At 67.1% G+C, this 26,813-nt stretch carries 25 protein-coding genes, 1 tRNA gene and 1 pseudogene; 9 read left to right on the top strand and 18 right to left on the bottom strand.

The window, feature by feature from the left end:
- Nucleotides 1–34 precede the first annotated feature (34 nt).
- The 5 genes and pseudogenes from ACWETB_RS10785 to ACWETB_RS10765 all read right to left on the bottom strand — a co-directional run bounded on the left by ACWETB_RS10785 (nucleotide 35) and on the right by ACWETB_RS10765 (nucleotide 3,720).
- A pseudogene (locus ACWETB_RS10785) lies at nucleotides 35–767 on the bottom strand (response regulator transcription factor).
- Nucleotides 768–839: 72 nt separating this feature from the next.
- The gene (locus ACWETB_RS10780; protein WP_449742155.1) at nucleotides 840–1,325 is read right to left on the bottom strand and encodes an SRPBCC domain-containing protein; all 486 of its coding nucleotides are present in this window, start codon (nucleotides 1,323–1,325) and stop codon (nucleotides 840–842) included.
- On the bottom strand, nucleotides 1,325–2,035 hold the full coding sequence (locus tag ACWETB_RS10775) for a DUF899 family protein (protein WP_452211041.1): 711 nt from the start codon (nucleotides 2,033–2,035) through the stop codon (nucleotides 1,325–1,327). The genes ACWETB_RS10780 and ACWETB_RS10775 overlap by 1 nt, the downstream gene beginning before the upstream one ends.
- Before the next feature lie 87 nt (nucleotides 2,036–2,122).
- A complete protein-coding gene (locus ACWETB_RS10770; protein ID WP_452211039.1) occupies nucleotides 2,123–3,319 on the bottom strand; it encodes a winged helix DNA-binding domain-containing protein in 1,197 nt (398 codons plus the stop codon).
- Between the two features lie 2 nt (nucleotides 3,320–3,321).
- Nucleotides 3,322–3,720, bottom strand: a complete 399-nt coding sequence (locus ACWETB_RS10765; RefSeq protein WP_449742158.1) for a RidA family protein — start codon at nucleotides 3,718–3,720, stop codon at nucleotides 3,322–3,324.
- A gap of 517 nt (nucleotides 3,721–4,237) precedes the next feature.
- Here ACWETB_RS10765 and ACWETB_RS10760 point away from each other — a divergent pair.
- A complete protein-coding gene (locus ACWETB_RS10760; RefSeq protein WP_452211037.1) occupies nucleotides 4,238–5,500 on the top strand; it encodes a DUF222 domain-containing protein in 1,263 nt (420 codons plus the stop codon).
- A 263-nt stretch (nucleotides 5,501–5,763) separates the two neighbouring features.
- Here the strand turns inward: ACWETB_RS10760 and ACWETB_RS10755 are convergent, their stop codons facing one another.
- The 4 genes from ACWETB_RS10755 to ACWETB_RS10740 form a co-directional block, all read right to left on the bottom strand.
- On the bottom strand, nucleotides 5,764–7,086 hold the full coding sequence (locus ACWETB_RS10755; RefSeq protein ID WP_452211192.1) for a lipase family protein: 1,323 nt from the start codon (nucleotides 7,084–7,086) through the stop codon (nucleotides 5,764–5,766).
- Between the two features lie 192 nt (nucleotides 7,087–7,278).
- Nucleotides 7,279–8,799: a carboxylesterase/lipase family protein gene (locus tag ACWETB_RS10750; protein ID WP_452211035.1), complete on the bottom strand. Its 1,521-nt coding sequence runs from the start codon at nucleotides 8,797–8,799 to the stop codon at nucleotides 7,279–7,281.
- Between the two features lie 7 nt (nucleotides 8,800–8,806).
- Complete coding sequence (locus tag ACWETB_RS10745) at nucleotides 8,807–10,030, bottom strand: arginine deiminase (protein WP_449742161.1); 1,224 nt, start codon at nucleotides 10,028–10,030, stop codon at nucleotides 8,807–8,809.
- Nucleotides 10,031–10,170: 140 nt separating this feature from the next.
- Nucleotides 10,171–10,242 (bottom strand) — tRNA-Thr (locus ACWETB_RS10740).
- Between the two features lie 5 nt (nucleotides 10,243–10,247).
- On the opposite strand from ACWETB_RS10740, the gene ACWETB_RS10735 reads away from it, so the two are divergent.
- The 4 genes from ACWETB_RS10735 (at nucleotide 10,248) to otsB (ending at nucleotide 14,365) form a co-directional block, all read left to right on the top strand.
- Nucleotides 10,248–11,678: a threonine/serine ThrE exporter family protein gene (locus ACWETB_RS10735; RefSeq protein ID WP_452211033.1), complete on the top strand. Its 1,431-nt coding sequence runs from the start codon at nucleotides 10,248–10,250 to the stop codon at nucleotides 11,676–11,678.
- Between the two features lie 150 nt (nucleotides 11,679–11,828).
- Nucleotides 11,829–11,996, top strand: a complete 168-nt coding sequence (locus tag ACWETB_RS10730; RefSeq protein ID WP_014358961.1) for a hypothetical protein — start codon at nucleotides 11,829–11,831, stop codon at nucleotides 11,994–11,996.
- Nucleotides 11,997–11,999: 3 nt separating this feature from the next.
- The gene (locus ACWETB_RS10725; RefSeq protein ID WP_452211031.1) at nucleotides 12,000–13,580 is read left to right on the top strand and encodes an alpha,alpha-trehalose-phosphate synthase (UDP-forming); all 1,581 of its coding nucleotides are present in this window, start codon (nucleotides 12,000–12,002) and stop codon (nucleotides 13,578–13,580) included.
- Entirely contained in the window at nucleotides 13,577–14,365 is a 789-nt protein-coding gene (gene otsB, locus ACWETB_RS10720) for a trehalose-phosphatase (RefSeq protein WP_449742164.1), read from the top strand. Before ACWETB_RS10725 ends, otsB begins: the two co-directional genes overlap by 4 nt.
- A 37-nt stretch (nucleotides 14,366–14,402) precedes the next feature.
- On the opposite strand, the gene ACWETB_RS10715 is transcribed toward otsB, so the two are convergent.
- Genes ACWETB_RS10715 through ACWETB_RS10705 form a run of 3 tightly spaced genes read right to left on the bottom strand, consistent with a single transcriptional unit; the run spans nucleotide 14,403 to nucleotide 17,509 of the window.
- The gene (locus tag ACWETB_RS10715; RefSeq protein WP_449742165.1) at nucleotides 14,403–15,527 is read right to left on the bottom strand and encodes a zinc-binding metallopeptidase family protein; all 1,125 of its coding nucleotides are present in this window, start codon (nucleotides 15,525–15,527) and stop codon (nucleotides 14,403–14,405) included.
- 5 nt (nucleotides 15,528–15,532) lie between these two features.
- Nucleotides 15,533–16,345, bottom strand: coding sequence for a transglutaminase-like domain-containing protein (locus tag ACWETB_RS10710; protein WP_452211028.1), 813 nt, complete (start codon nucleotides 16,343–16,345; stop codon nucleotides 15,533–15,535).
- A 45-nt stretch (nucleotides 16,346–16,390) separates the two neighbouring features.
- Nucleotides 16,391–17,509, bottom strand: coding sequence for an ROK family protein (locus tag ACWETB_RS10705; RefSeq protein WP_449742167.1), 1,119 nt, complete (start codon nucleotides 17,507–17,509; stop codon nucleotides 16,391–16,393).
- A 69-nt stretch (nucleotides 17,510–17,578) separates the two neighbouring features.
- Here ACWETB_RS10705 and ACWETB_RS10700 point away from each other — a divergent pair, with 69 nt between their 5' ends.
- Entirely contained in the window at nucleotides 17,579–18,337 is a 759-nt protein-coding gene (locus ACWETB_RS10700; RefSeq protein WP_452211026.1) for an SDR family NAD(P)-dependent oxidoreductase, read from the top strand.
- A gap of 32 nt (nucleotides 18,338–18,369) precedes the next feature.
- Here the strand turns inward: ACWETB_RS10700 and ACWETB_RS10695 are convergent, their stop codons facing one another.
- Together ACWETB_RS10695 and ACWETB_RS10690 are read right to left on the bottom strand one after the other, a co-directional pair.
- The gene (locus ACWETB_RS10695; RefSeq protein ID WP_449742169.1) at nucleotides 18,370–19,626 is read right to left on the bottom strand and encodes a L,D-transpeptidase; all 1,257 of its coding nucleotides are present in this window, start codon (nucleotides 19,624–19,626) and stop codon (nucleotides 18,370–18,372) included.
- A gap of 59 nt (nucleotides 19,627–19,685) precedes the next feature.
- Nucleotides 19,686–20,276 carry a helix-turn-helix domain-containing protein gene (locus ACWETB_RS10690; RefSeq protein ID WP_449742442.1) on the bottom strand — a complete coding sequence of 197 codons (591 nt, stop codon included), beginning with the start codon at nucleotides 20,274–20,276 and terminating at the stop codon, nucleotides 19,686–19,688.
- A 201-nt stretch (nucleotides 20,277–20,477) separates the two neighbouring features.
- On the opposite strand from ACWETB_RS10690, the gene ACWETB_RS10685 reads away from it, so the two are divergent.
- Together ACWETB_RS10685 and ACWETB_RS10680 are read left to right on the top strand one after the other, a co-directional pair.
- Nucleotides 20,478–21,269 carry a class I SAM-dependent methyltransferase gene (locus tag ACWETB_RS10685; RefSeq protein WP_452211024.1) on the top strand — a complete coding sequence of 264 codons (792 nt, stop codon included), beginning with the start codon at nucleotides 20,478–20,480 and terminating at the stop codon, nucleotides 21,267–21,269.
- On the top strand, nucleotides 21,266–22,234 hold the full coding sequence (locus ACWETB_RS10680) for an NAD(P)/FAD-dependent oxidoreductase (protein WP_449742171.1): 969 nt from the start codon (nucleotides 21,266–21,268) through the stop codon (nucleotides 22,232–22,234). The genes ACWETB_RS10685 and ACWETB_RS10680 overlap by 4 nt, the downstream gene beginning before the upstream one ends.
- A gap of 35 nt (nucleotides 22,235–22,269) precedes the next feature.
- On the opposite strand, the gene deoC is transcribed toward ACWETB_RS10680, so the two are convergent.
- The gene (deoC, locus tag ACWETB_RS10675; protein ID WP_449742172.1) at nucleotides 22,270–22,947 is read right to left on the bottom strand and encodes a deoxyribose-phosphate aldolase; all 678 of its coding nucleotides are present in this window, start codon (nucleotides 22,945–22,947) and stop codon (nucleotides 22,270–22,272) included.
- Between the two features lie 28 nt (nucleotides 22,948–22,975).
- Here deoC and purU point away from each other — a divergent pair, with 28 nt between their 5' ends.
- Complete coding sequence (gene purU, locus ACWETB_RS10670; RefSeq protein WP_449742173.1) at nucleotides 22,976–23,896, top strand: formyltetrahydrofolate deformylase; 921 nt, start codon at nucleotides 22,976–22,978, stop codon at nucleotides 23,894–23,896.
- Nucleotides 23,897–23,927: 31 nt separating this feature from the next.
- Here purU and ACWETB_RS10665 read toward each other — a convergent pair whose 3' ends face one another.
- The 3 genes from ACWETB_RS10665 to ACWETB_RS10655 all read right to left on the bottom strand — a co-directional run bounded on the left by ACWETB_RS10665 (nucleotide 23,928) and on the right by ACWETB_RS10655 (nucleotide 26,813).
- Nucleotides 23,928–24,707, bottom strand: coding sequence for a DUF1542 domain-containing protein (locus tag ACWETB_RS10665; protein WP_452211021.1), 780 nt, complete (start codon nucleotides 24,705–24,707; stop codon nucleotides 23,928–23,930).
- Nucleotides 24,708–24,779: 72 nt separating this feature from the next.
- A complete protein-coding gene (locus ACWETB_RS10660; protein WP_452211019.1) occupies nucleotides 24,780–25,919 on the bottom strand; it encodes an LmeA family phospholipid-binding protein in 1,140 nt (379 codons plus the stop codon).
- A gap of 66 nt (nucleotides 25,920–25,985) precedes the next feature.
- The gene (locus tag ACWETB_RS10655; RefSeq protein ID WP_449742176.1) at nucleotides 25,986–26,813 is read right to left on the bottom strand and encodes a carbon-nitrogen hydrolase family protein; all 828 of its coding nucleotides are present in this window, start codon (nucleotides 26,811–26,813) and stop codon (nucleotides 25,986–25,988) included.

The following is a 26,813-nucleotide window of genomic DNA, read 5'->3' as shown; positions in this document are numbered from 1 at the left end:
GCACCGGAGTGCACCGTGGCGCTCGGGCCAGCGGTCACCGCGGCTCCCGCATGACATATCCGACACCGCGCAGCGTGTGGATCAGTGGTGTGACGCCGTAGTCGAGTTTGCGTCGCAGGTACGAGACATAGGATTCGACGACGTTTACCTCACCGCCGAAGTCGTAGTTCCAGACGTGGTCGAGGATGCGCGGCTTGGACAGGACCGTGCCGGCGTTGACCATGAAGTACCGCAGCAGGGTGAACTCGGTCGGCGACAGCGAGATCAGCTTGCCGGCCTTCCACACCTCGTGCGTCTCGTCGTCAAGTTCGAGATCGGCGAAGGTGACCCGCGAGGTCTCTTTCGCGCTCGTCGAACCCGCTGCGCCGCAACAGAACCTGCAGACGCGCCACGACCTCTTCGAGACTGAACGGTTTGGTGACGTAGTCGTCGCCGCCGATGGTGAGGCCGTTGATCTTGTCCTCGATCGAGTCCTTGGCCGACAGATACAGCGCCGGTGCGGCGATACCGTCGGCGCGGAGTCGGCGCAGCAGCCCGAATCCGTCCATTCCCGGCATCATCACGTCAAGGACGAGGACGTCCGGTTTGAAGTTGCGGCACCGGTCGATCGCCTCCGGGCCACCCGCCGCGGTCTCGACCTCGTACCCCTGGAACTTCAGCGACACCGACAACAACTCACGAATATTCGCCTCGTCGTCGACGACGAGGACTTTCGCTCCCTGGCCAGATTCATTCACGCCTATCACCTCACACCTCCAGTCTGCCATGAGCCTGGACTTTGACTGGGAGCTATCTGTGAGGTCTGACCTGCGGCGATGAGTGTGTCCGGGTGCCGGCCGTCAGCCTGCCGTGAGGGCGGCGTCGAGCGCCGCCAGGGACTTCTCCAGGAATTCCGGTCCGAACGGCGGCATGCCGCCGATGTCGGCGCGCACGGATTCCGGGGTCCGTGACCAGTCGTAGGTGAGGGTGACCCGGGTGCCGTCGGCCTCCGATGCGAGGTGATAGCGCCACTCCCATCCACCGGGGCGGTGTCGACCGGCGTCGTCGATCTCGCCCGGCAGCCACGCGATGTCGGTGTCGGGAACGATCTCGCTGACGCGGTTGTGGACGACGTAGTGCCCGTCGGCCTTGTCGAAGTACATGTTCATCGCGAAGATCTGCCCGACCTCGGTGAGCGAGGCGGTGTCCACGGCGTCACGAACCCAGTCCGACGGCTCGGTGTCCTGATGTCTCGTCGGATCGCGCAGCAACGCGAAGACGTCCTCGGGCGCGGCGTCGACGAACCGCGAGACGACCATGGTCTCGGCTGCTTGGGAGGTGGTCATCAGGAGTCCTCTCCGTAGAAGTGCGCGATGTCGGCCGAGTCCGCCCAGCCGGAGTAGGTGGGTCGTTGCGGCCAACCGTCCGGCGAGTCCTGCCATTCCTCTTGCCTGCCCCACGGCAGCACGTCGAGCAGCGCGAAGCTGTGACCGAGTTGTTCGGTGCCGCGACCGTTGGTGTGCCAGGTGCGGTAGACCCGGTCGCCGTCGCGGAGGAATACGTTGATCGCGAATCCCTCGCCGGGTGCGGCGTCGACCTCGGACCCGAAGGTGGTGCCGGCTGCGGAGAACCATTCCATCCGGTTGCCGACGCGACGCCGGTAGGCCAGCGCCTCGTCGATCTGGCCGTTGGTCACGATGACGAATCGGGCGTCATAGTTGTCGAGGAACTCCAGCCGGGTGAACTGCAAGGTGTATCCGGTGCAGCCGGGGCACTGGAACTCTGCGCCGTCATTCGACATGTGGTGGTAGGTGATCAGCTGGGATCGGCCGTCGAAGATCTCGGCCAGGCTGATCGGGCCGTCGGCGCCGGTCAGGGTGTGGTTGGTTACCTCGACCATCGGCATGCGTCGTCGTTGGGCGGCGATCGCGTCGAGTTCGCGGGTGGCCGACTTCTCCCGGCGACGCAGGTCGTCGAGGGCCGTGCGCCAGGCGGCGTCATCGACCACCGGCGGCATCGCCTGCGGGTTCTTGGGCGTGGACAACTGGTCGTTCATGGCGGACTCCTCACCGTCGATGCGTGGTGGCCGCAGGCGTGACAACCGCGGCCCCGTACAGAGACCGACCGGTTCGGATCGCAGAACTCATCGCTGCTCTCGCAATCCGCGGACGAACGGGGCCGGGTAGCCGGGCCGGATCTGGGCGCCACCGAGCCAAGTGGCCAGTTCGTCCGCCCGATCGTCGACGGCGCGACGAGCGCCGGCGGGCAGCTTCTCGAAGAGATGCACCCGGATGCTCGTGTCGTCGTCGCGGTACCAGCCACCGACGATGCGACCGTCCCACCACACGGTCTGGCCGCCGTTGCCGTTGCGATCGAAGATGTGCTCGCCGTGTGGCCCGAGGTAGAAGTCGCGGATCTTGTGACCCATCGTGGTGGAATCCAGTTCCGGCAGCAGGACGGCCTGGGGTTCGAGATCATCGTCGTCGGGCGAGACGACGTCCTCGGCGAGGACGTACCCCACCGAGCCGTCGTCGAGTTCGACCTCGGCGATGTCGAGTTGCGCCAACGCCTGCCGCACCGCAGCCTTGGTCGAACCCAGCCACCACACCAGGTCGGATTCGGTGCCGGGGCCGAAGGACGCGAGCCAACGACGGACCATCGCTGCATACGCGGTCGCGGGATCGGGCGGATCGAGTTGCTCGCCGAGCCAATCCCGCATGGACGACCACGAGGGTCTCGACATATGCCATCCCGCCGAATTGGGTCCTCGCACAATGTCTCCCGCGGCACTCATCATGTTGATGATGCGCGGCAACATCGGGTTCGTGCCGCCGTACGACTTTCCCGGGCTCACGATGACCGTCCGGTTGAACTCGGGCAGGCGCTCGCGTATCTGCGACGATGTGAGAGTGACGCCGTCGACGAGTTCGGCGGCGACCGCCGTGCGCGCCGCGTCGATCCATCCGTCGGGATCGGTGCACCACTCGCTGCGGCGGAGATCGCGGAGCATGTTGGTGCGTTCGGATGCCGTCACCCGGGGGCCCACGGCACCCACCGCCTCCCGCAGGAGGTCGCGAGGAAACACGAAAAGCGTTCGGCGCATGGCCAACTGCTTGACCAGACTCCGGTCGACGTAGAGCGCGTCGTCCATCGATGCGGACGTAAATCCGTCGATGCGCGCCCACGCGGCGAGGTAGACGGTCGACGGTGTGGTGGAATGCAGGCCGACCATCGATTCGGCGGCCTCGACGACGGACGTCGCGCGTGTGTCGGCGGCCAGTCGGTGGCGGCGTAGCAACCGGTTTCGGCGGGCGCGGTCGGTGACTCTGGGACGCGTCATGATCACCCGTGCGGCGGTGCGGCGACCGCCTCGATCTCGACGAGTTGACCGTCGTACGGAAGTACGGTGACACCCATCATCATTGCCGGAGGAACGGTCTCGAACTCGGCGACCACCGCCTCCCACGCGACGTAGAGATCGGCCTGAAGTCGTTCCGCCACATAGATGGTCAGCTTGGCGACGTCGGCAAACGTGGCGCCCTGCTCACCCAGCACGGCCGCGAGGTTCGCCAGACATATCCGCGTCTGCCCCACCACATCACCGAATGCGCCGACCGCGCCGTTTTCATCGAGCGGACTGATACCCGCGGTGAAGATGAGCGACCCCGGCGACACCGTCGCGCTGTAGGGAAACCCACCGTCGTGCAGAACTGATGACCCATTGAGCCGTACTCGAGACATGCCGCCACTGTAGCCGCCCGCACCGACAATCCGGACCCGTTCCCATGTCGCCACTGACAGCGCTCGCCTCTTCGCTGACGGCGCTCTCGATATCGGTGACAGCGCTCTGGATCACGCTGACAGCGCTCTCCTCATCACTGACAGCGCTCTGTATTACGTTGACAGCGCTTTCGATTCCGTTGACAGCGCTTTCGATTCCGTTGACAGCAACCCAGTTTCGGTCGCGGCGACCTCACCCCACCGGTCGAGCCGACCCCATCCCGCCGGTCGAGCCGACCCCATCCCGCCGGTCGAGCCGGACGGAGCGATAGCGAAGTCCGAGTCGAGACCACGCAACCCAACGCTGGAATCTTCACCACCACAACACCTCCCGCGAAATCGACGCCCCATACCACACCCCACCGACAGAAAAGTCCGGTCGACGACGAGTTATCCACAGACCAAACGTTATGCACAGCAACAGGATTCACGAAACTGACCCTTGCCACGAACGGATATCCGGCGTACTGTGGTAAACATGACACCGGGGGAACTTGACACCACCATCGACTTCTTATCCGAACTCGACTACACCAACCGCAGCCTCACCCGCGACAACGCAAAGCACGCACTGCACGCCATCCTGCTCATCCGCAATCTCGTCGACCATCATGCGAGTGTGCTTGTCGGACTCTGCGATCACCTCAAGGTCGCAGAGAACGAGGGCCGCAAACTTCAAGAGCTACTACACGAATGGGGTGTCGCCCCGGCCTCGGCGTCTCGCATGATCCGACTGGGCACCACACCCGACATCGAGCGAGTGCACCGCCACACCGCGCTGGGCACGCTCTCGGCCGAACACGCCGACGCCATTGTCCGAGGATTGGCGCACATCGAGAAACGATCCGGCGAGCCCGTCACCACCGAAGAACGCGACGCCCACAGCATTGCCCTCCTCGGGCACGCCACCGCCGGGTTCACACCCGCCGAAATCCGCGACTACGCCAAAAGCCGAGGAAATCAGCAGGCCGATGACACCGACGGTTTACCCGCCGCTGAGGACCGTTCGATCAACACCCTGGACTTCCACGATTCCGATGATGGACGCCTCACGGTCACCGGCGATCTGCACGCCGTACTCGGGGAGAAGTTGAGGACGGCGATCGAAGTGTTGTCGGCGCCACGACCCCAACCCGACGGATCCCGCGATCCGCGTTCCGCGGGTCAGATGCGTGCCGACGCATTGGAGATCATCCTCGACACCGCCGCCCACGCAGCCCGAGGCGAGCACTGCGACGACGGACCACGCATGCCCACCGAGTTGGTCAACCTCACCATCCCCACCGGCACACCATCGTTGGCGTCGTTGCAGTTCATGGGATCGGTCACCGAAGCCACCGCCCGCAAACTGTGCTGCGACGCCACCGTCGGCGTCATGATCGTCAGCAAAGACGAGGTACCACTATCGCTCGGGCGCACCATCCGCTTGTTCAACCGGGCCCAACGACGCGCCCTGGCGCACCGGGATAAGGGGTGCATCAAGTGTGGAGCACCGCCCTCGCGGACCCAGGCGCACCATATCGTCCACTGGGTTGACGGCGGCGAAACATGTGTGGAGAACGGCGCTTTGCTCTGTTCGGCCTGTCATGACGATGTCCACCATAACGGATGGGACGTCGTCATGGGAGCCGATCACCACCCGTGGTTGATTCCACCGGAAAGTGTTGACCCGCAACGCAGGTGGCTGCGGTCGTATCACCGCCGGACCATGACGTTGGATGGATTTCCGGGTGCGGCATGATGATTCGGTTCCAGCCTTGGCTTGCGGGGCCTCCTTGCGTTGAGCTCCGTCGAAACGACACGGCTCGACCGACGGGCAAGGGCTCGACCAACGGGGTAAGACCCTCGCCCACAGATAGATAACAGACCAACCAACCCGCACCCGGCTCCGGCCGGGACCGCATCGGTACCTTGACAAGTCCACAGTGAAATGTGAATGCCGGGAACAGGTATCGCAGCTCGACGGCCCTCTAGTGAGGGTGCGTAGCACGCGATACCCATCCCTCAGGCGCTCAGGCGAGCGCTCATCCAGTCGATGGTCTGCATTCCGAAAAGGTCTGTACCCCAGCGGTACATGTTGGTGAGGAGTGTCAGCATGCTGCAGTCGGTGGGCTGATAGTCGACGCGGGTGCCGCCACGGCGGTACGTCGCGGCCAGGGCTCGGGCGTCGGCAGCGGGAACCAGCGACATGAACGAGTCGTCGCGGGCGCACGATGCGATCAGCACGGGCGCCTTGGGTGCCCTGGTGCCCAACTGATTGTCGCGATAGACATGCTGGAACTCGGGGATGTCGGCGGGGTTCCGGCCGTTGAACAAGACCGACAACGGCAGGAAGGGGGTGCCGAAGTATGCCGGCGTCTGGCACTGTGTGCGGAACACGTCGGCGAGGGCTTTGCCTGCCGGGCTGAGCTTCTCGTCGATCCGCATCTCCGGATATCGCGGTTCCAGACCCAACAGCGTCGCGAAGGCGAACCCGGATCCGATGGAACCGTCCGACGCGCGGATGAAGTTACGCTGATTGACGGCCATACCCTCGAGGATGGACCCGCGGATATTCAGTTCGGGCGCGTACCGATCCGCATTCTCGGCGGCGAAGGCCGCACCGACACCGCCACCGGCAACGCCGAACAACGCGATCGGCGCAGACGCCGACAGCCCCGCCGGAGAGGTAGCGATCGCGGCGCGCAATCCGTCGAGAAGCGTGTTGCCACCGAACCTTCCGGCGAAAACGCCATGCGGATCGGGATCGGCGTTGTTGCCGACGTCGCTGATGAGAACGGCGTAGCCCTTGCCGAACATCTGAGCCAACGGTCCGAGCGCCGACCACGTCGCACCGTCGAGCGGATCACGACCGGTCCACATCGTCGATGGATGGCAGTAGGCTCCGACGCTGTCATTGGCGAATTGGTAACCGACGATCGGCCGGTCGGCATTGTCGCGACCGTCGCGCGGGACCATCAGGATGCCGGTGCTGATGTCGGCCTCGTCGTGGAGTCCGCGGGTGACGTACATCAGCGCGTAGGCGTCGAGATTCCCCGGCCGGAACCCGGTGAACTGGACGTCGACCTTCTTGGCCTTCAGCAGCGTCCCGGGGCGTTCGTCACCACGCAGTCGTGGCTCGACATAGAACGGGTCGTCGGACACCAGCGGCGTGAAGATCTCCTGCGGGCTGGCCAGTCGACCTGAGGTGAAGGTCCCGACCACATACCCGTTGAACACCTCGGCGAGCTGTGGAGTTCGGTTCGGCGGACCGGCGTGGGCCACACCGGCGACAGAGGTCACCGCCGCAGCGGCGATGGCACACAGGACGACGATGACGGCCAGCATGGACCGCAGCACACTACGCACAGGTTCTCCCGGTGTCGGAATCATTCGCGTCGGACGAAACACATTCAGGCCGGTCCCCGACTCCTGACCGCACGGTAAGGAGAACCGAATGAGACGGAACATTAGCGACGTCTCACCGTCCGGGGCAACTTCTCCGGACGTGACTCACGTCACCGCGGGCTCATGCCGCGGTCATCGGAAGGCGAGGACCTCATCTCCCCACGCCGCCGCGATCCGATCGTCGAGGCCGTCGACGGGTCGGTCCTGCGCGGAGATCACCATCGAGGTACGCCGGTCCGGCGAGAAGGCAGACCAGTCGGTCCCACCCCGATGGCCGGGTACGCCATCACGCACGAAGGAACCCCACCGATCCAGCATGCGCTCGGCGACCTTCTCGCCCGTCGACCGCCCACCGAGTTTGTAGGTGATGTCCCGCGATCCGGTGGGCAGGTTGCCCCACATGTAGTTGAGCTCGGTTCCGTGGGTGGCTCCGAGGCGAAGCACCTTGTACATCCTCGGGGCCCAATCGAACCGATACAGGTACACCGGAACCCGAACCGAATGCGCGTGGGCCACCCAGATCGCCGGCATCCGGAACGCGAGATCGCGGGCAATCGCCAGGCCCGCGGCCTTCGGATGTCGCGGATACACACCGAGAATGCGTCGCTCGTCCGGAATCGACAGGTTCGGCTGCTCAATCGCGATGCGCTCGAACATCTTCCGGATCTGCGACAGGTCTATGGGCATCAGCGGTGACTTCATGTACCGGAACACCGCCGACTCGTCGCGGTTGCTGCCGATCAGCAGCGGCACCTGCATCGCCTCACCGGCCCGGTGCACGTCCAACGGATGCCGCGGGACCAGGTCACCGTCGACCACCGGAGCGAACGCCAGCACTCCCGGATCATTCTGCGGCACTTGGGCAAACGCGAGCATGCCCGCGGTCACCACCGCCGACGACGACGCGGTGGCCAACGACCCCGACACCGCGCGGTCAATCCGGTGCGCGACGTCGACCATCCGCTGGGTGTCGAATACCGTTGTGGCGGGCGAACTCTGCGCGATGGCGCGATGGAACAGGCCGCGGGCCGACGGGACGGTGAGCATGGTGGTGACGATGCCGCCGCCCGCAGACTCCCCGGCCAGGGTGACCTGCGCCGGATCGCCTCCGAATCCGGCGATGTTGTCGCGCACCCACGTCAACGCGGCCAGCACGTCGGACAGCGCGGCGTTGGGTTCGGCTCCGTCGATCACCGAACTCAGGTCGGTGAATCCGAAGGCGCCGATACGGTAGTTGATGGTGACGACGACGATCCCGGCTTCGGCCGCCATCCGCGCCCCGTCATAGAGCGGCTGACTCCCCGATCCGTACACATAGGCACCACCGTGCACCCACACCATCACCGGCCGCGGCGAATCCGACGGCACCGCCGGAGCCCAGACGTTCAGGAACAGGCAGTCCTCGTCCATCACCGGGTCGTCACCGAACACGATGACCGGATGTCGTTGCTGCGGACACACCGCACCGAATCGGTCCGCGTCGACCACCTCGGCGTGGGCGTCGACGGGCCGCGCCCGACGCCACCGGTTCTCCCCCACCGGCGGTGCGGCATAACGCATTCCGCGCCACACATCGACCGCACCCGCGCGGACACCGCGGTAGGGCCCCGACGTCGTCTCGACGATCAACGGTGGATCGGACACCACAGACATCGCCCGATCACGCGTCGCGTTCGATCGGGCACGACATGCACCGCGGGCCGCCGCGACCCCGGCCGAGCTCGGAACTCGACAGTCCGATCACCTGAATCCCGTTGTCGCCGAGAAACTTGTTGGTGGTGACGTTGCGTTCGTAACCGATCACCACACCCGGACTGACCGCGACGAAGTTGTTGCCGTCGTCCCACTGGGCGCGCGCCGCCTCGAGCCGGTCGATCGGCGCCTTGAGGACGCGCAGACGGTCCACCCCGAGGGCCTCGGCGACGGCGGCGAACAACTCGGTGTTCTCCGTCACGGTGAAGTGTCCCTGGTCACCGTGCGGGGTGAGTGTGTAGGACCGCAGCGTCTCGGGCAGATACGGGTAGACGCTGAACGCGTCGCGATCGATCTGCGTCATCGCGGTGTCCAGATGCATGAACGCCCGCTCCATCGGCAGTTCGACGACGAGCACCCGGTCGACCGTGCCCGCCTTGAACAGGCTCTCGGCGAGCACCTCGATACCCTGCGGCGCGGTGCGTTCGCTCATCCCGATCATCACCGTGCGGTTGCCGATCACCAGGATGTCACCACCCTCGATCGTCGCCGGTGTGTAGCGCATCGGGTCGTTGCCGTTGTAGAACGCGAACTCCTCCGCGGTGAACATCGGGTGGAAGTTGTAGATCAGCCGCGAGTTGATCGTCTCGCGCTGCCGCGCCGGCTTGGCCATCGGATTGAGATTGACACCCTCATAGATCCAGGCCGAATTGTCGCGCTGGAACAGATGATTGGGCAACGGGGCGAGCAGGAAGTCGTCGTCGTGCAGGCTGTCGAGCAGCAGACTGGACACACCCTTCAGGTAGGGCGCGGCCTCACGCTTGAGGATCCCACCGATGAGCAGTTCGGCGAGTTGCGCCGGCTCCCGCTCGTCGAGGAGTCGCTGCAGGGGACCGTCGAGTTCGGTACCGAACTGGGTCTCGGTGACCAACTCCGCCGTGAGTTCGTCCCGGGCGCCGTCCTGGGCCAGCGCGGTGGCGAGAAGATCCTGGTACAGGTACACGGTGACGCCCAGATCACGCAGGATCTGCTGGAACTGTTCGTGTTCCTCTTGCGCTTTCTCCGCCCACATCACATCGTCGAAGAGCAGACTCTTGACGTTGGCCGGGGTCAATCGGAGCAGTTCGATCCCGGGCTTGTGCAAAATGACCTGCTTGAGCTGACCGACCTCGGAGTCGACATGGAAAGCCATGAGATAACTCTAATCGCGCGCACAGCTGCACGCGGGACGATGTGAAACATCGCCGCCGGGCAGGCCGCACAGCGGTGCGACAACAACGTCGCACAACATGATCGGCCCGTCCGGCATGATCACCGAACGGGCCGAATCCGAGCCCCCTGTCGGGATTGAACCGACGACCGCTCGCTTACAAGGCGAGTGCTCTACCACTGAGCTAAGGAGGCATTGCTTGCGCGAGTATATCCGCCGCGCCGCCCGACGCCTCATCGGCACCAGCCAGGCCACGATCGACACGATCGAGCCCGGCAGCATCATGGTCGCGCCGCGCCGGCCGATCGACCGGTTCGACGTCGCGGCCATCACCGAGGTGCTCGATCTGGCCACCAAGATCGGTGCGGTGCTGCTCGATTCGGGCACCGGCGCGATCGACACCGCCACCCAGATCCGCTTCGTCGCCGGCGTCTACGGGCTCGACGACGTCGACGTCGACGTCACCTACAACACCATCGTGGTCAGTGCCCGACGCGGCGCGACGTTGCCGCCGATCACCACCATGCAGACGGTGCAGTACCGCTCGCTGGACTTCACCCGGCTCGCCCAGGTCGACCGGCTGATCCGACGGATACGGGATTCGGCGATCGCACCGTCGACCGCGCACCGGATGGTCGATGCGATCATCGCCGCACCCCACCCGTACCCGTACAAGGTGGCGACCTTCGCCTGGGGACTGATGGCGGCCGGGATCTCGGTCCTGCTCGGCGGTGGACCGCTGGTGGCTCTCTTGGCCTTCGTGACCACCGGTGTCACCGTCACCATCAATCGGCTGCTGAACCGCATCGGGACGCCGGTGTTCTTCCAGCAGGTGGCGGGCGGGTTCATCGCCGTGGTGCCGGCCGCGCTGGTCTTCGAGGGCGGGGAGCGCATCGGCATCGAGATCCTGCCCTCGCAGGTGATCGCCGCGGGCATCGTGGTGCTGCTGTCGGGGTTGTCGTTGGTGGGGTCGGTGCAGGACGCCATCACCGGTGCGCCGATCACCGGGGTCGCGCGGTTCTTCGAACTGCTGCTGATGACCGGCGGCATCATCGCCGGGGTCGGCATGGCCCTGCGGATGCTGGAGACCACCGGTCTCTACCTGCCGACGATCACCACATCCACCCAGTTCGCCGCCGTCGACGTCCCGGTGCGGGTCGCGGCCGGCGCGGTGGCCGCCCTCGCCTTCGCGTGGGCCAGCTATGCCGAGCGACGCGCCCTGCCCGTCGCGTTCGTCGCCGGGATGATCGGCGTCGGCGTGGTGGCGGGCTCCTCCTTCATCCCGGTCGGCGACGTGATCGGGTCCGGGATGGCCGCGGTCTGCGTCGGCATGCTCGGCGGTCTGCTCGCCCGGCGTGCCGTCACTCCACCCCTGGTGGTCGCCGTCGCCGGCATCACGCCACTGTTGCCCGGCCTGGCCGTCTACCGAGGTCTGTACGGCATTCTCAACGAACAGACCCTGGAAGGTCTGACCTGGGCGGCAAGCGCGTTGGGCGTCGGCTGCGCCCTCGCCGCGGGGGTCACGCTCGGCGAGTTCATCGCCCGCACCCTGCGCCGCCCACGAATCGCCGCCCCCGCCTGGGCGCGTCCGGCGCGCTGGCGACGCGGCGGCAACCGCAACGTGTGGTGACGCCCCGTCGTCGCCCTTCGCCAAACGGGTAATATGGGCAAGGTTGTCGCGTACGCCACACTGGCATAAGGAAGAGCACAGCGTGACGCCCACAGACGAACGAGTACGAGACCGCGTCCGCCCCGCGAACCGGGGCCCGACCAAAGGGACATGATGGCTGCAGCCAAGACCACCGACATCGCCGACGAAGAGCTGGAGCCGGTGGCCGACGAGACAGCCAGTTCCGCCCGCCGCGTCGTCGCCGCCTACGCGACCGACGCCGACGAGTGCCGGATGCTGCTGTCGATGCTGGGAATCGCGCCGGGCGAGAACGCCTGAGTCGTGACCTCCACCGACGCGGGGCCGAACAGCACATCGTCGAACACCGGTCACTCGGACTCTCCCGAGGACGGGGCGGAGTTCGTGGTGGTGGCCAATCGGCTGCCCGTCGACAAGGAGGTCGGCCCGGACGGTGAGGTGCGCTGGAAGCGCAGCCCCGGCGGTCTGGTCACCGCGCTCGAGCCGATCCTGCGCTCGCACACCGGCGCCTGGGTCGGTTGGTCCGGGATCGCCGACTCCGACGACAATCCGGAGGTCGAGGGCATCGGCATCCAGGCGGTGCCCCTGTCGACGCAGGAGATCGCCGAATATTACGAGGGATTCTCCAACGCCACCCTGTGGCCGCTGTATCACGATGTGATCGTCAAGCCCGAGTATCACCGCGAATGGTGGAACACCTACGTCGAGGTGAACCGACGTTTCGCCGAGGCAGCGTCCAGGGCTGCCGCGCACGGGGCGATTGTCTGGGTGCAGGACTATCAGCTGCAACTGGTGCCGAAGATGCTGCGGATGCTCCGTCCCGATCTGCGCATCGGTTTCTTCCTGCACATCCCGTTCCCGCCGGTCGAGTTGTTCATGCAGATGCCGTGGCGCACCGAGATCGTCGAAGGCCTCCTCGGTGCCGACCTCATCGGTTTCCATCTGCCCGGTGGGGCGCAGAACTTCCTCTATCTGGCGCGCCGACTGGCCGGGCAGGCCACCAGCAAGGGCACCGTGGGTGTCCGGTCCCGGTTCGGGGTCGTGCAGGTGGGATTCCGCACGGTGCGGGTCGGCGCCTTCCCGATCTCCATCGATTCCAGCGAACTCGACACGATGGCCCGCTCCCGGGAGATCCGCAAGCGGGCCGCCGAGATCCGTAAGGAACTCGGCAACCCCAAGACCATCCTGCTCGGCGTCGACCGCCTTGATTACACCAAGGGCATCGACGTCCGGTTGCGGGCATTGTCGGAGTTGTTGGCGGAGAAGCGCATCGACGCAGCCGACACCGTCATGATGCAGCTGGCCACGCCGAGCCGGGAACGGGTCGAGAGTTACATCCAGATGCGGGCCGGCATCGAACAACTCGTCGGCAACATCAACGGGACCTACGGCAGCGTCGGCCATCCGGTCGTCGAGTATCTGCATCGGCCGGTGCCACGCGAGGATCTGATCGCGTTCTTCGTCGCCGCCGACGTGATGTTGGTGACGCCACTGCGCGACGGGATGAACCTGGTGGCCAAGGAGTACGTGGCCTGCCGCAGCGACCTGGGCGGCGCGCTGGTGCTGAGTGAATTCACCGGCGCCGCAGCGGAATTGCGATCGGCCTATCAGGCTAACCCGTATGACCTGGACGGCGTCAAGGACGCCATCGAAGCCGCCGTCGTCCAGACCCCGCAGGAGGGTCGACGGCGGATGCGGGCCCTGCGTCGGCAGGTCCTCACCCATGACGTGGCCAAGTGGGCGGAGAGTTTCCTCGGCACCCTGGCGGCCACCGCGGAGACCACGTCGTCGGCCAATCGTGGTGTGCAACTGGTGAATCCGGACGACTCGGAGTCCTTCGCGTCCGAGCAACCCGGGTCCGACCGGTCCGAGTCCGAACAGTGAGCGCCACCGACCTCCCCGCCGAGGTCCGCCGAGTCCTGGAGGATGCGGCCACCGTTGAGCGGCTGCTGCTGGCAAGCGACTACGACGGATGCATCGCGCCGATCGTGTCACGCCCGCAGGACGCCGTTCCACTGCCCGAATCCATCGATGCACTGCGCGCGGCGAGTGCACTCGAGCGGACCTGGGTGGCTGTGATCTCCGGGCGCGCATTGTCGGACCTCGCGGCCCGCTCGGGCCTCGGCGACGACGCCGACATCACCCTGATCGGCAGTCACGGTAGCGAGTTCGACACCGGCTTCGAGCAGCCCGTCACCGCCGGACAACACGCCCTGCTCGACCGGATCGTCGACGAATTCACCTCCATCGCAGCGCAATTCGACGGTGTAACGGTGGAGACCAAGCCGATCAGCACGGCGCTGCACGTGCGCAACGCCGCCCCCGATGATGCGGCGGCCGCCCTGGACGCCGCGCGCCGCGGTGCTGCGTCATGGCCCGGCGTCGAGGCCACCGAGGGCAAGGCCGTGATCGAACTGGCCGTCATCAAGACGAGCAAGGGCCTGGCGCTGGACTTCCTGCGCGAACGCACCGGAGCCGACGTGGTGATCTATCTCGGCGACGACGTGACCGACGAGAAGGCCTTCGCACATCTTCGGCACGGGCAGGATGTGAGCATCAAGGTGGGCGGAGGCGACACTGCCGCCGAATACCGCATCGGCGACCCGCACGACGTCGCGGCGGTGCTCGCCCTCGTCGCGGAACGTCGCCGGGTGGCCGTCGCCGGCTGAGTTCGGGAGACCGGCGGCTCAGACCCGGCGCCCGGGCTCAGGACTCCGACGCCGGCACCGTCGCGGTGGTCACCAGCGGGTCGGTGACCGGATGGCGTTTCGCCGTCTCGCGGATCACCCGGTGCACGAACCCGAGTTTGCGCACCACCGGCTGCGGGATCTCGAACGGATAGAGCGGCCGCCGCCCCATCGCCTGGTTCACCCGATTGAACATGGTGGCCAACCACTTCCAGTCGTAGAGCAGCTTCTCGATGGGCTGATCGGCGTAGGACTCCAACGGCACGATGTCGCGGTCCATCGAGAACCGCACCTGATCGCTTTCGAGCATCAGCCCCGATTCACGGGCGGTGTGGATGGTGCCGGTGATGTGCAGGTAGTGCGCGAAGCACTCGGCGAAGTCCTCCCACGGGTGCATGGTGGCGTATTCGGAGATGTAGGAGTCCCGCCAATTGTCGGGCGGGCCTTCTCGATAGTGCCGTTTCAGCGCGTCGGCGTAACTCTGCCGTTCATCACCGAAGATCTCGCGACATTTGTCGAGATAGAGGTCGGCGCCCTCCCCGGTCTCGACGAGCACATTCTCGTAGTAGTGGCCGGATTCGTGCCGGAAGTGCCCCAGCATCGTGCGGTACTGCTCTCCGAGTTGCACGCGCAGCCGTTCCCGGTAGGCATCGAGGGTCTCGGCGAGATCGATGGTGATGACGCCGTTGGCGTGGCCGATGAGGACCTGCCGGCCCTCCGACAGGCTGGAGAGCAGATCGAAGGCCAGGCCGCCCTTGCTCCGCCAGTACGGTTCGACCGGCAACCCCAGATCGACGAGCTGGAAGACAAGCATCCGCAGATCGAAGGTGGTGGATGCGAGTTTCTCGCTGGCCAAGGTGTCACTGGGGTCGGGGCGCCGCCGCACCAACGAATCCGGGAAACACAGGCCGCGCAGGCCGGCATTCTCCTCCGACACCTCCGACAACGTCATCCAGTTGCAGCCGTTGCGATCCCAGTTCGAGCAGCGCTCCCAGCGCTGCCCGTCGATGTCGATGCCCTCCTCGGAGGCCACCACCAGGGTGCGGCTGGGCAGATGCACACCGACGGTGGTGCCGCATTGCGGACAGTTCTGATTGGCGAATCCCGACAGGGCGTTGCAGATCGGACACGTCAGCGCATGCACGATGCTCAGCCTATGCGGATCCGTTCCGATCCATCGTCGAAGGGTAGGTCGCCGCGCACCACCGCGGTCACCTGATAGGAGTCGAGGTTGATCGAGCCGCTGTGGTTGTCGAGGAAGGCGGTGTCGGCGGCGTCGCGTCCGGTCGAGATACGCACCAGACCCTGACGCGGCGCGAGGCGGGTGGCGTCGACGACGACCCATTCGCCATCGATCAATGCCTCGGCGACCGCGTGGAAGTCCATCGGATCGCAGCCCGGTGCATACACCGCCACCAAGCGTGCCGGGATGTTGAGCGCCCGCAGCAACGCCACCACCAGATGCGCGTAGTCGCGGCACACACCGGCGCCTGCGAGCAGTGTGTCGACGGCACCGTCGATCGGATCGCTGGCACCGGGGATGTAATCGAGGCGGTCCTCGACGTAGGCGGTCACCTGGTTGAGGAGTTCACCGTCGGGCAGCGAGGCATCGAACTGACCGGCGGCGAAGCCGAAGAACTTGTCGGCCTCAGCATATCGGCTGGGGCGCAGGTAGATCGACCGGTCGGTGATCTGCACGGCCACCGGGTCGGCCGGGGTCAGCACCGTGGCGCGGTAGTCGACCTGCACCAGCCCGGACTCCACCGAGAGGCGGTGGATGCGGCCACCGTAGGTGTCGAGTAGCTCCTCGACGTCGACCGACGCGCCGTCGACGGTCACCTCCAGTGACTCGTCGACGCTCAGTCCGGGCATGTGGGCGACGGCTATCTGCATCTCGAGTTCGGTGGGGGCGGTGACGGAGATGGACATCGAGGCGGCCACGTCACGTGGCGGGATTGTCATGACCACACGGTAAGGCAGAACGTCGCCGGCTGCGCGGGCGGCCGATCAGTGCACCGACATCGCGGCGACCGGATCGGCGTAGATGACGCTGAGTGCCACCACGATTGCCGCACTCTCCTGCACCGACAGCCCGAACCGGGACGGGGTGAGCTCCAGCGGCCACCCGATGGCCGACGCCGCGTCGAACGCCGCCTGCACCGGCGCGAGCCCCTGCGGGTGCGCGCCGAATGCCGCGCCGGCGACGACCACCGAGTCGGGGTTGACGGCGTCACGGAACTGCGCCACCACCTCGCCGAGGATGCGGGCCCGCTCGTCGACGATGCGTGAGGAATCCTCGCGGAGCCCGAGCCGTACCGCGGCGCGGCGTCCGACCTCGACGCCGACGACGTCCTGGAATCGCGTGGGTCCACCGCACAGGACCGGGGCCGACACCGGCACACCGGCGACCGATCCCGCGCCGCGGCTCGGTACCACCACCCGGCCGTCGACGGTCACCGCCATGCCGGTGGTTTCGCGCGCGTAGAAGAACAGTCCCAGATCCCCACCGCTGTGCGGCGAACTCAGCAGCAGTTCGGCCGCCGCCATCGCCTGGACGTGCTCGCACACCGACACCGGGACACCGAGGGCGTCGGCGAGTCGCGCGCCGATGCCGACCCGGCGCCAGCCGAGCAACGGATGTTCGACGACGCCGGTCGTGGTGTCGACGTGACCGCCGATCGCCACTCCACCCCACAGCAGGCGACGACCCGAGAACCGTTCGGCGAGTTCGGCCACCTGTGCGCACAACGCACTCGCAGCGGCGTCCGGATCGTCGTGCGGGGTGCGGACCGCGTGACTGTAGAGGGTGCGCCCACCGAGGTCGGCGATCGCCAGCAGGGTTCGTCGCGCACCGATATGCATCCCGGCCACGCAGAGGCGGTCGCGATCGAGCGTCAGCGGATACTTGGGCCGGCCGATCCCGCCGTGGTGCACGAGATCACGGCGTTCGACGACGAAGCCGAGTTCGGTCAGGGCGGTCACCTGTCGGTTGATGGTCGCCGGTGACAGTCCGCTCACCTGCGCCAGGGTGTCGCGCATGATCGGCGCACCCACCCGGATGGCCTGCAAAACCGTTGCCGCGGGCGAGGTCCCGACAGCCAGGGTCGCCGGGATCACCGTCTGCATGACAGATCAATCTAGGGCATGCCCGAACCGAAAGGGGTGCCATCGGCGCCGAGTCGTAAGCTGGCGACCATGAGCGAGTCCACACAACCCACCTCCGACAGCCGCATCGCCGTGGTCACCGGAGCCAGCTCCGGTCTCGGTGCGGCCACCGCCCGCGCCCTGGCCACACAGGGCTATCACGTCGTCCTCGGTGCCCGCCGCGTCGACCGCGTGCAGGCGCTGGCCGCCGAGATCGGGGGAACCGGAAGGCAACTCGACGTCACCGACGAGGAGTCGGTGGCACGGTTCGTCGACGGGCTGGATGCCGTGCATGTCCTGGTCAACAATGCCGGCGGCGCCAAAGGACTCGACCCGGTGGCCTCCGCCGACCTCGACGACTGGCGCTGGATGTGGGAGACGAACGTTCTCGGCACGCTGCGAGTCACCAAGGCGCTGCTGCCGGCCCTGGAGGCGTCCGGCGACGGACTGATCGTCACCATCACCTCCATCGCCGCGATCGAGGCCTACGACAACGGGGCGGGCTACACCTCGGCCAAGCACGCGCAGGGTGTCCTGCACCGGACCCTGCGGTTCGAGTTGCTCGGCAAGCCGATCCGGCTCACCGAGATCCTGCCCGGCATGGTCGAGACCGATTTCTCGCTGGTCCGTTTCGACGGTGATCAGGAACGCGCCGACGCCGTCTATCAGGGGCTGACCCCGCTGGTGGCCGACGACGTCGCCGAGGTGATCGGCTTCGTCGCGTCACGTCCACCGCATGTGAACCTCGACCAGATCGTGCTCAAGCCCCGCGATCAGGCCTCCGCGCGGCGCAACGTCAAGACCGGATAGCGGGTTCCGGATAGCGGGTTCAGGGCGCTGCGTCAGTTGGGTGCGCTCACCGACGACGGCGCCCCCTGCGGGGTGGCCGGCACCGACGAGGACCGCGGGGTGCCCTTGATCGCCGACATCGATTTCCAGGTCGGCCAGTCGAAGATCCAGTCAAAGATGTCGCCGTCGGCCTCCGAGAGGTCGATGCGGGTACCGGTCACCTCGACGGGATCACCGTAGATCGCGGTGTTGAAGTACTGCTGCGCGTTCTCCAGCGACAAATTGATGCAGCCATTGGTGACGTTCGACGATCCTTGCACGCCAACGGTTTCCGGGTTCGCGTGGATGAACTCGCCATTGTTGGAAATCCGGACCGCGTACCGTTCACGGACGTTGAAGTACCCCGCGGCCGGGTTGGACATGTAGAAGTCCTCGTGCTTCTCACTGACCACGTGGATGCCCGAGCGGGTGACGTTGCGGTCGAGGTCGCCCTCGCCGTAACTGCACGGCAGCGTCATCAGGGTGGCCCCGTCGCGGACCACCACGATCTGATGCGACGACGCCTCGGCCTTGACGATTTGCGAACGCCCGATGACGTAATCGCTGGTGACGTCGGCGGCACCGTAGGAACCGTCGCCGTGATCGAGGCCGTAGAGCTTGGCCGTCATGTGCACCTTGGTGCCGGGTGCGAAGTACTCCTTCGACCGCCAGTGCACACGCGACCCGTTGTCCTCGCCGAGCCACGCCCAGGAACCCTCGGTCTCCGGGGTGGTGGTCACCGTCAGCGCCCGCTCGACGGCCTCCTTGTCGGTGACGGTGCCGTCGAACTTCAGGATCAGCGGCGCCGCGATCCCGACCTCCTGGCCGTCGGCGATGTTGACCACCAGGTTCAGCTGGGTCTGTGGGGCCAGGGTGGTGAACGATCCCTCGACCGGCACCGACAGGCGATCCTGGCCGACGGCGCTGCCCTCCCACGTGTAGGTGGTGTCGTAGCCGAGTGGTTCGTTGACGGTGAAGGTGGTGCGGTCCTCCGACAACGTTCCCGCCACCGACTTACCCCGCGGATTGAGCAGTTTCACGTCCGGATTGAGCGTGCCGCCGGATGCCTTCACCTCGAACGTCGAGGTGGGATTGGGGGCATCCGGATCGTCGAGGGCGGGCGTATAGGTGACCTTGACCGTCGGCTCCCGCGATTCCTGCGCGGCCGGGGTGTCGGTGGATCGCCCGCACGCGGCGGCGACGAGTCCGGCGGTGGCCAGACCGGCCGCGGCGAGAACCGTGCGGCGGTTGGGAATCGGGTACGTAGTCATGACCGAACCAGCGTACCGAGCCGATCTGAGGAAACGCTCCCTGCCAGCTGTGATCGCAGTCAGGTGAGCGACGCCGCGGATGCCGGTGAACCCCGCAGGTGCGCCCGTTCTCCGTCGTGGTCGAAGATCGACAGGATCTCGGCCGGACCGTCCTGCGGCGCGATGGAATGCGGCACGGTGCACGCGAACTCGGCGGCGTGACCTGCGGGAATGATGATCGTCCGTTCGGCCAGGCGCAGCCGGACCGTTCCCGAGAGGACGGTGAACCACTCGTGACCCGGATGCACCCGCAGCTGCCGCGCATGCTTTTCGACGGTGGGGTCCATCCGCATCTTGGCCACCACGACCCCGGCCGGCGTCGCATCCCGTGACAGAGGCCACACGGTGATCCCGTCAGTGGTGTGGGGTTCGGGGCGGATGACGACGTCGGTGTCGGCGACCGGCTCGACCAGCACGTCCAGTGAGGTGCCCAGCGCGCGGGCGATCGGCACCAGCTGATCCAGCGCGACACGACGATGTCCGGTCTCGATGCGGCTGAGTGTGGAGGGGCTCAGGTGGCATCGGTGCGCCAGCGAGTCGAGGGTCCAGCCCTTGGCGACGCGCATCGCGCGGATCCGTTGCCGCACGACGGTGTCGATGTCGGGGTCGATGTCGTCGAGTTCGCCCACGTCGGGCTCCGCCCCGTCGATCTCGGCCTCATCCATTTCTTGCGTCATGGGCAAGAGTGTATGCCGAATCGACAAGTCGCCGCTAGCGTGGCAGTCATGGGGACACATCACCACCAACACCACGCACAGAGTCACGGGCACGAGCACGGGCACGGGCACGGGCACGGGCACACCGACCACGACATGGGCGAACTCCTGGAACTCGACGCGGCCGTCGTCGGGTCCTATCTCGCCGACGTGACCGATCTGATCACCGCGGCGCTGCGGCGTACCCCCGAGGTCGTCGTCGACCTGGGCGCGGGCACCGGCGTCGGTACCCGCGCGCTGGCCGCCGCGTTCCCCGGCACCGAGATCGTCGCCGTCGACGCCTCGCTCGAGATGGCCGCCCGACTTGGCGCGAACACACCCGCCGCGCGAATCGTGATCGCCGACCTCGACGACGGATGGCCCGCCGACATCGGTGATGCCGACGTCATCTGGGCGTCGGCATCGCTGCACCACGTCGCCGATCCCGCCGCACTGCTGCGCGCGGCCCGCGACCGCCTGCGCCCGGGTGGCGTCCTCGCGGTGATCGAGATGCCGCATCAGCCACGTTTCCTGCCCGAGCCACCCGACGGCACCGGCGTCGAGACCCGGATGGAGGCGATCATGGCCGGACGCGGCTACAACTCGTTCCCCGACTGGACCGGCACCATCGTCGACGCCGGCTTCGCGATGGCCGGCACCCACACGATCACCATCGACATCCCCGAGACGACCGATCTGACCCGGGCCTACGCCCACGCCTGGTTCGCCCGGGTGCGCGCGGGCCTCGCCGACGACCTCGCCGCCGAGGATCTCGCCGCCGTCGACGACCTGCTCGGCGGGGGCCCGGCCTCGCTCGCAACCCGCACCGATCTGCACATCCGCACCGGGCGACTCGTCTGGATCGCCCGCACATCCCACGACACACCCCACGACGAGGAGCCCTCATGACCACATCCGAGACCGACATCCCCACACACGTCGACGCCCTCATCGTCGGCGGCGGCGCGGCCGGGCTGGCCGCAGCCGTCGCGCTGGCCCGATCGTTGCGCTCGGTGCTCATCGTCGACGCCGGCCATCCCCGCAACGCACCGGCCGACGGCGCGCACAACCTCCTGGGACGCGAGGGCATCTCGCCCCTCGAACTCCTTCGGCTCGGCCGGGACGAGGCCCGCGGATACGGCGCACACATCGTCGAGGGCACCGTCGCCTCGGTGACCCGATCGTCCGTCGACGGCGAGGTGGGCTTCGTCGCCCGGACCGCGGCCGGCGACGAGATCACCGCACGACGGCTGCTGCTGGCCGGCGGCCTCGTCGACGAACTCCCCGACGTGCCCGGCCTGACCGAGCTGTGGGGACGCGACGTGCTGCACTGCCCGTACTGCCACGGCTACGAGGTACGCGGGGCACGCATCGGCATTCTCGGCACCGGTCCCATGGCGGTGCATCAGACCCTGCTGTTCTCGCAGCTCAGCGACCACATCACGGTGATCGATCAGGGTATGCCGACGCCCAGCGCCGACGAACGCGCACAACTGGCGGCACTCGGCATCGACGTCGTCGCCGGTCCCGTCGTCCGGCTGGACTCGACCGACGGCAGGCTGCGGGCCGCCGTCCTCGCCGACGGCCGCGAGATCGGCCTCGGCGCGCTCGTCGTCGGTCCCCGGATGGTCGCGCGCGACGGCCTCTACGAATCGCTCGGCGGCACGTTGCAGGAGAACCCGATGGGCACGGTCGTCCCGACGGAGTTCGGTGGCCGCACCCCCGTTGACGGCGTGTTCGCGGCGGGCAATGCCGCCGACCTCGCCGCACAGGTCGGCGCGTCGGCCGCGGCCGGGGTCCAGGCCGGCGCGTTGATCAACGCCGACCTGATCCAGGCCGATGTCCGACGACGCGTGCTCGCGACCGCCGGGTGAGGTACTCGACGGGGTGAGTGACTCGGCCGTACGACCTACTCGGGGAATCCCTCGAGCACCGCGCGACTTCCCGACAGTCCCAGACGCGTCGCCCCGGCCGCGATCAGCTCGGCGGCGAAGCGTGCGTCCCGGATACCACCGGACGCCTTGACCCCGACACTGTCCGGGACCGCGGCACGCATGATCTCCACGGCCCGCACACTCGCCCCGCCGGCCGGATGGAAGCCGGTGGAGGTCTTCACGAAACTGGCCCCGGCCGCCACCGACCGTCGGCACACCTCGACGAGGGTGACCTCCCCGGCGAGTTCGAGCAGGGCCGCCGATTCCACGATCACCTTGAGGACGGTGTCGGCGCCGACCGCCTCACGCACGGTGAGCACGTCGGCGAACACCTCGTCGAACTCACCGGCCAGCGCGGACCCCACGTCGATGACCATGTCCACCTCGTCGGCACCGGAATCGACGGCCAGCCGGGCCTCGGCCGCCTTGACCAGCGAATGGTGTTTGCCGGACGGGAATCCGGCGACGACGCAGCTGCGCTGCGCACCGGTGTCGATGGGCAGCATCGACGGCGACAGGCAGACCGCGTAGACGCCGAGGTCGGCGGCCTCGGCGACGGTGGCCCGCGCGTCGGCGCGGGTGGCCTCGGGCTTGAGCAGGGTGTGATCGACGAGGGCGGCGACGTCGTCACGGCGGAGGTCGGTGGTGGTCACGATGTCGAGCTTGGCACACTTGAGGATCGTGACCACCGCTGTGCCCGCCCCGACCGTGTCCGCCACCACCGACCGCCGCTACGTCCTGACCCTGGGATGCCAGGATCAGACCGGGATCGTCGCGCGGATCTCGACATTCCTGGCCGAGATCGGCGGCTGGATCACCGAGGCGGCCTATCACTCCGACGAGGACTCCGGCTGGTTCTTCACCCGGCAGGCGGTGCGGGCCGACTCGGTGTCGCTGTCGCTCGACGAGGTCCGCACCCGGTTCGCCGAGGTGGCCGCCGAGTGGGGCCCGCAGACCGAGTGGAAGCTCACTGACACCGGCGAGCGCAAGTCGGCGGTCCTGTTGGTCAGCAAGGAGAGCCACTGCCTGACCGATCTGCTTGGTCGCGCCGACCGCGGTGAGCTGCCGGCGACGGTGTCGGCGGTCGTGGGTAATCATCCGGACCTGCAGGAGCTCACCGAACGTTTCGGGGTGAGGTTCCACCATGTGCCGTTCGCCGGTCCTGACGGTCGCTCCAGCGCCCGCTCCAAGCGCGCGGCCTTCGATCAGGTGGAGGCGATCGTTGACGGCTACGCCCCCGACGCGGTCGTGCTGGCCCGGTTCATGCAGATCCTGCCGCCGGAACTGTGCGAGGCGTGGGCCGGACGGGCGATCAACATCCACCACAGCTTCCTACCGAGTTTCATCGGCGCCCGCCCCTACCATCAGGCATTCGCCCGCGGCGTCAAATTGATCGGCGCCACCTGCCATTACGTGACCGCCGACCTCGACGCCGGGCCGATCATCGAACAGGACGTCACCCGAATCGACCATTCCGACGCGGTCATCGACATGGTCCGGCAGGGCCGTGACATCGAAACCCTGGTTCTCGCACGGGGATTGCGCTGGCATCTGGAGGATCGGGTTCTGGTGCACGGCCGAAAGACCGTGGTGTTCAACTGATCTCGGCATCAGACAGCCGATCGGAGCACCGTCAGAAGCCGCCGAAGTCGCCACCGCCACCGAAGTCGCCGAAACCACCGCCCCCGAAATCACCACCGCCGAAGTCCCCTCCCCCGGCGTCTCCACCACCGTCGCCGTAGTCGCCGTTACCACCGTCGCCGTAATCACCGGCACCGCTTTCAAAGGCCGCGGCGTTGTAGCCGACGCCGGCCATGCCGGAGAACAACGACGAGAACAGCAGCATCGATCCGACACCCCACGCACCGGCGACCAGTGCGGGTTTCCACCAGGGTTCCGAATACCACCCGGCCGGCACCGGACGGCCCGCGACCCGGCCGCCCGGATAGTAGTTGGGGGTCGCCGACGACGGCTTCGGCGAGGCCGCCACGGTGCGGCCCTCGAATTCGATGGCGCGGTCCTCGGTCACCGCGCCGGCGCTGCGCTGACCGTCGAGTTCGGGGATCGCCGGACCGGGATCCATTCCCATCGACGTGCGCGCGGCACGGATGTAGTACAGACCTTCGATCGCGGTCTGTTTGGCCAGCCGGGCCTGCGCGGGACTGGCCGCCTGATCGATCTGAGAGCCGGCCGCGGTGAGCCGCTCGGACGCGTCGGCGAGGGCCTGCTTGGACGCGGGCGAATCACCGACGAGCATGTACACCTGACCACCGAGACGTTCGATGACCTGCCGGGCGTCGGCCTTGGCGTCGTCGAGGGTGCGGGCGGTGCCGGCACCGGACCGCTGTTGGAACAGCACCACCACCCCCACCACGAGCAGGATGACGATGGCGATGAGCAGTAGCTGTCCCACGGGAGCCTCCGGGAGGGGTTCGAGAATCGGACATCTCCCAGCGTACCGACGTGGCCGGACACACCTGGGGCGTCAGGTCAGCGAGCAGCCCTCCGACTGGTTACCCGAGCTGGTGGTGGCGCCGGTGAGGTCGACGTCGGTCCCGGAGACGGCGAAGTCGACGCCCTGGTCGGTCACCTTCAATGACTGCACCTGGATCTCCTTGGTGAAGTCACCGAACAGGCTGTCACCGAAACCGTCGACGAACTGCTGCGCAAAGTCGGCGGGGATGCCGAAGACGAAGGCGTTGGCCTGCTCGACCTGGAAGTGCACCTGTCCCTGATCGACGACGGGTTTGATGGTCAGGCTGACCGGCACCGGGAAGATGGCGACCTGCACGGTCGCATCGACCTTGACGGTCCCGTCGGTGGAGTTGCCGACCACCGAGGTGACCTCGGCGCCGCTGGGCAGGAGCGCATTCTGATCACCGGATCCGCCGGTGCCGTTACCGCCACCGCCACCGCTCGATGACTGCTGGGCGCTCAGATCGATCACCCGCTGGAACGGCACATATCCGGTGCCCGACAGCGACGAGATCTTCAGGGCGTCGCCGTCCTGACTGAGGCCGTCGGCGCGCGCATGCAACCGGATTCCGGTGGAGCCGTCGTCGGCGGTGTCGACCTGCACGTACGGGAAGTCGTTCGAGAACTTCTGCAGCAGAATGGGTTTCTTGCTCAACGACACACTGGTCGACTGGCCGGTCAGTGAACCGAACTGGCTCTCCAGGCAGTCGGTCACGCGGCTGCGCAGAAACAGTTCGGTGCCAACCAACGCGATCACGACGACGAGGATCACCCCGACCGCGCCGAGAGCGATGAACTTGCCCTTCCCACCGCGGCGTGGGGATGTCGTCACCACACCGGTGGACTGCGGCCCAGCACCGGTCTCCGGTCCGACCGGATTCTCACCGGTCGGGAACCGTGAGGTCCCCGTCGGCGCCTCCCATCCGGCCGCCGGCGGTGGTGTGACCGGTGAGGTCGTGGCCGCCGAGACGTCGGAGTAGGCCCGGGCGTGCTGCGACGTCGACGCCGGTTCCCATTGTTCGGTGGCCGCTGACGTCTCTTGTTCGGTGGCCGCTGACGCCTCGTCAACGGTGGGGCGATCGACCTTCTTCGTCGAATCCGGGTCCTGCGGAGTCCGTTCGGTGCCCGGACCCTCGGTCTCGTCGGCCATGCATTCCGTCCTAGCGTTTCTCGGCTGTGGGTGGTCCCCAGTCGGTTCTCGTTCGATCCGTGTCGCTCAGATGCTGTGCGATGCCGGCGATGCAGTGGTGTGAAAAGTTCGCCGATTCGCGAGCACCGCGAGCTGTTCGCGGGCTGTGGTGACGACATCCAGATCGATGTCGTGTACCCCGATGTGACGCTCCCCCCGATATGACGCGACCACGCTACCGAAGGGATCTGAGATTTGGCTATGTCCGGTCCCGGTCGGCGCCTTGGCCTTCCGGGCCGCCTCCGCCACCGGTACCGCCTGCCCGACGGCGACCACGAATGACGTCGAATCCAGTGCCCGCGCCGTCGCCAGGGTGCGCCACTGATCGACCTTGCCGGGGCCCGCGCCCCAGGACGCCGGCACCACGATGACCTGCGCACCCTCGGCGGCCAGCGTGGTGAACAGCTCGGGGAACCGGATGTCGTAGCAGGTCGCCAGTCCGACGGTGATCCCGTCGACGTCGATGCTCACGGCGGTGTCACCGGGTGCGACGGTCTCGGATTCGCTGAATCCGAACGCGTCGTAGAGGTGGATCTTGTCGTAGCCGGTGCAGGTGCCGTCCGGGCCTGCGGCGATGAGTGTGTTGGCCACCCGGCCGTCATCGGCGGGGGTGAACATGCCGGCGACGATGGTGAGGTCGTGTTCGCGGGCGAGGTCGGCGATGCCGGTGGCCCACGGACCGTTCAGTGGCTGCGCCACCGGTCCGAGCGGGACACCGAAGCGGCACATCATCGCCTCGGGGAACACCACGAGTCGCGCGCCGTCGGCGGCGGCCTCCCGGGTCGCGTCGGCGACAGCGCGGAGATTGTCGGCCGGGTCGGTTCCGGAGTTGATCTGGGCCATCGCGATGCGCAT

The sequence above is a fragment of the Gordonia sp. NPDC003950 genome, from assembly GCF_053605205.1.
This window is presented reverse-complemented; position numbering and strand designations above follow the sequence as displayed.

Excerpts from the sequence above, each read along its gene's own strand:
- ACWETB_RS10705 (WP_449742167.1), bottom strand. The coding sequence starts at position 17,509 with ATGCAGACGGTGATCCCGGCGACCCTGGCTGTCGGGACCTCGCCCGCG.
- ACWETB_RS10780 (WP_449742155.1), bottom strand. The coding sequence starts at position 1,325 with ATGACCACCTCCCAAGCAGCCGAGACCATGGTCGTCTCGCGGTTCGTC.
- ACWETB_RS10685 (WP_452211024.1), top strand. The coding sequence starts at position 20,478 with ATGGGCGAACTCCTGGAACTCGACGCGGCCGTCGTCGGGTCCTATCTC.
- ACWETB_RS10730 (WP_014358961.1), top strand. The coding sequence starts at position 11,829 with ATGATGGCTGCAGCCAAGACCACCGACATCGCCGACGAAGAGCTGGAG.
- ACWETB_RS10680 (WP_449742171.1), top strand. The coding sequence starts at position 21,266 with ATGACCACATCCGAGACCGACATCCCCACACACGTCGACGCCCTCATC.
- ACWETB_RS10775 (WP_452211041.1), bottom strand. The coding sequence starts at position 2,035 with ATGAACGACCAGTTGTCCACGCCCAAGAACCCGCAGGCGATGCCGCCG.
- ACWETB_RS10710 (WP_452211028.1), bottom strand. The coding sequence starts at position 16,345 with ATGACAATCCCGCCACGTGACGTGGCCGCCTCGATGTCCATCTCCGTC.
- ACWETB_RS10660 (WP_452211019.1), bottom strand. The coding sequence starts at position 25,919 with ATGGCCGACGAGACCGAGGGTCCGGGCACCGAACGGACTCCGCAGGAC.
- ACWETB_RS10765 (WP_449742158.1), bottom strand. The coding sequence starts at position 3,720 with ATGTCTCGAGTACGGCTCAATGGGTCATCAGTTCTGCACGACGGTGGG.
- ACWETB_RS10770 (WP_452211039.1), bottom strand. The coding sequence starts at position 3,319 with ATGACGCGTCCCAGAGTCACCGACCGCGCCCGCCGAAACCGGTTGCTA.
- ACWETB_RS10745 (WP_449742161.1), bottom strand. The coding sequence starts at position 10,030 with ATGGCTTTCCATGTCGACTCCGAGGTCGGTCAGCTCAAGCAGGTCATT.
- ACWETB_RS10700 (WP_452211026.1), top strand. The coding sequence starts at position 17,579 with ATGAGCGAGTCCACACAACCCACCTCCGACAGCCGCATCGCCGTGGTC.
- ACWETB_RS10755 (WP_452211192.1), bottom strand. The coding sequence starts at position 7,086 with ATGCTGGCCGTCATCGTCGTCCTGTGTGCCATCGCCGCTGCGGCGGTG.
- ACWETB_RS10750 (WP_452211035.1), bottom strand. The coding sequence starts at position 8,799 with ATGTCTGTGGTGTCCGATCCACCGTTGATCGTCGAGACGACGTCGGGG.
- ACWETB_RS10760 (WP_452211037.1), top strand. The coding sequence starts at position 4,238 with ATGACACCGGGGGAACTTGACACCACCATCGACTTCTTATCCGAACTC.
- ACWETB_RS10655 (WP_449742176.1), bottom strand. The coding sequence starts at position 26,813 with ATGCGCATCGCGATGGCCCAGATCAACTCCGGAACCGACCCGGCCGAC.
- ACWETB_RS10695 (WP_449742169.1), bottom strand. The coding sequence starts at position 19,626 with ATGACTACGTACCCGATTCCCAACCGCCGCACGGTTCTCGCCGCGGCC.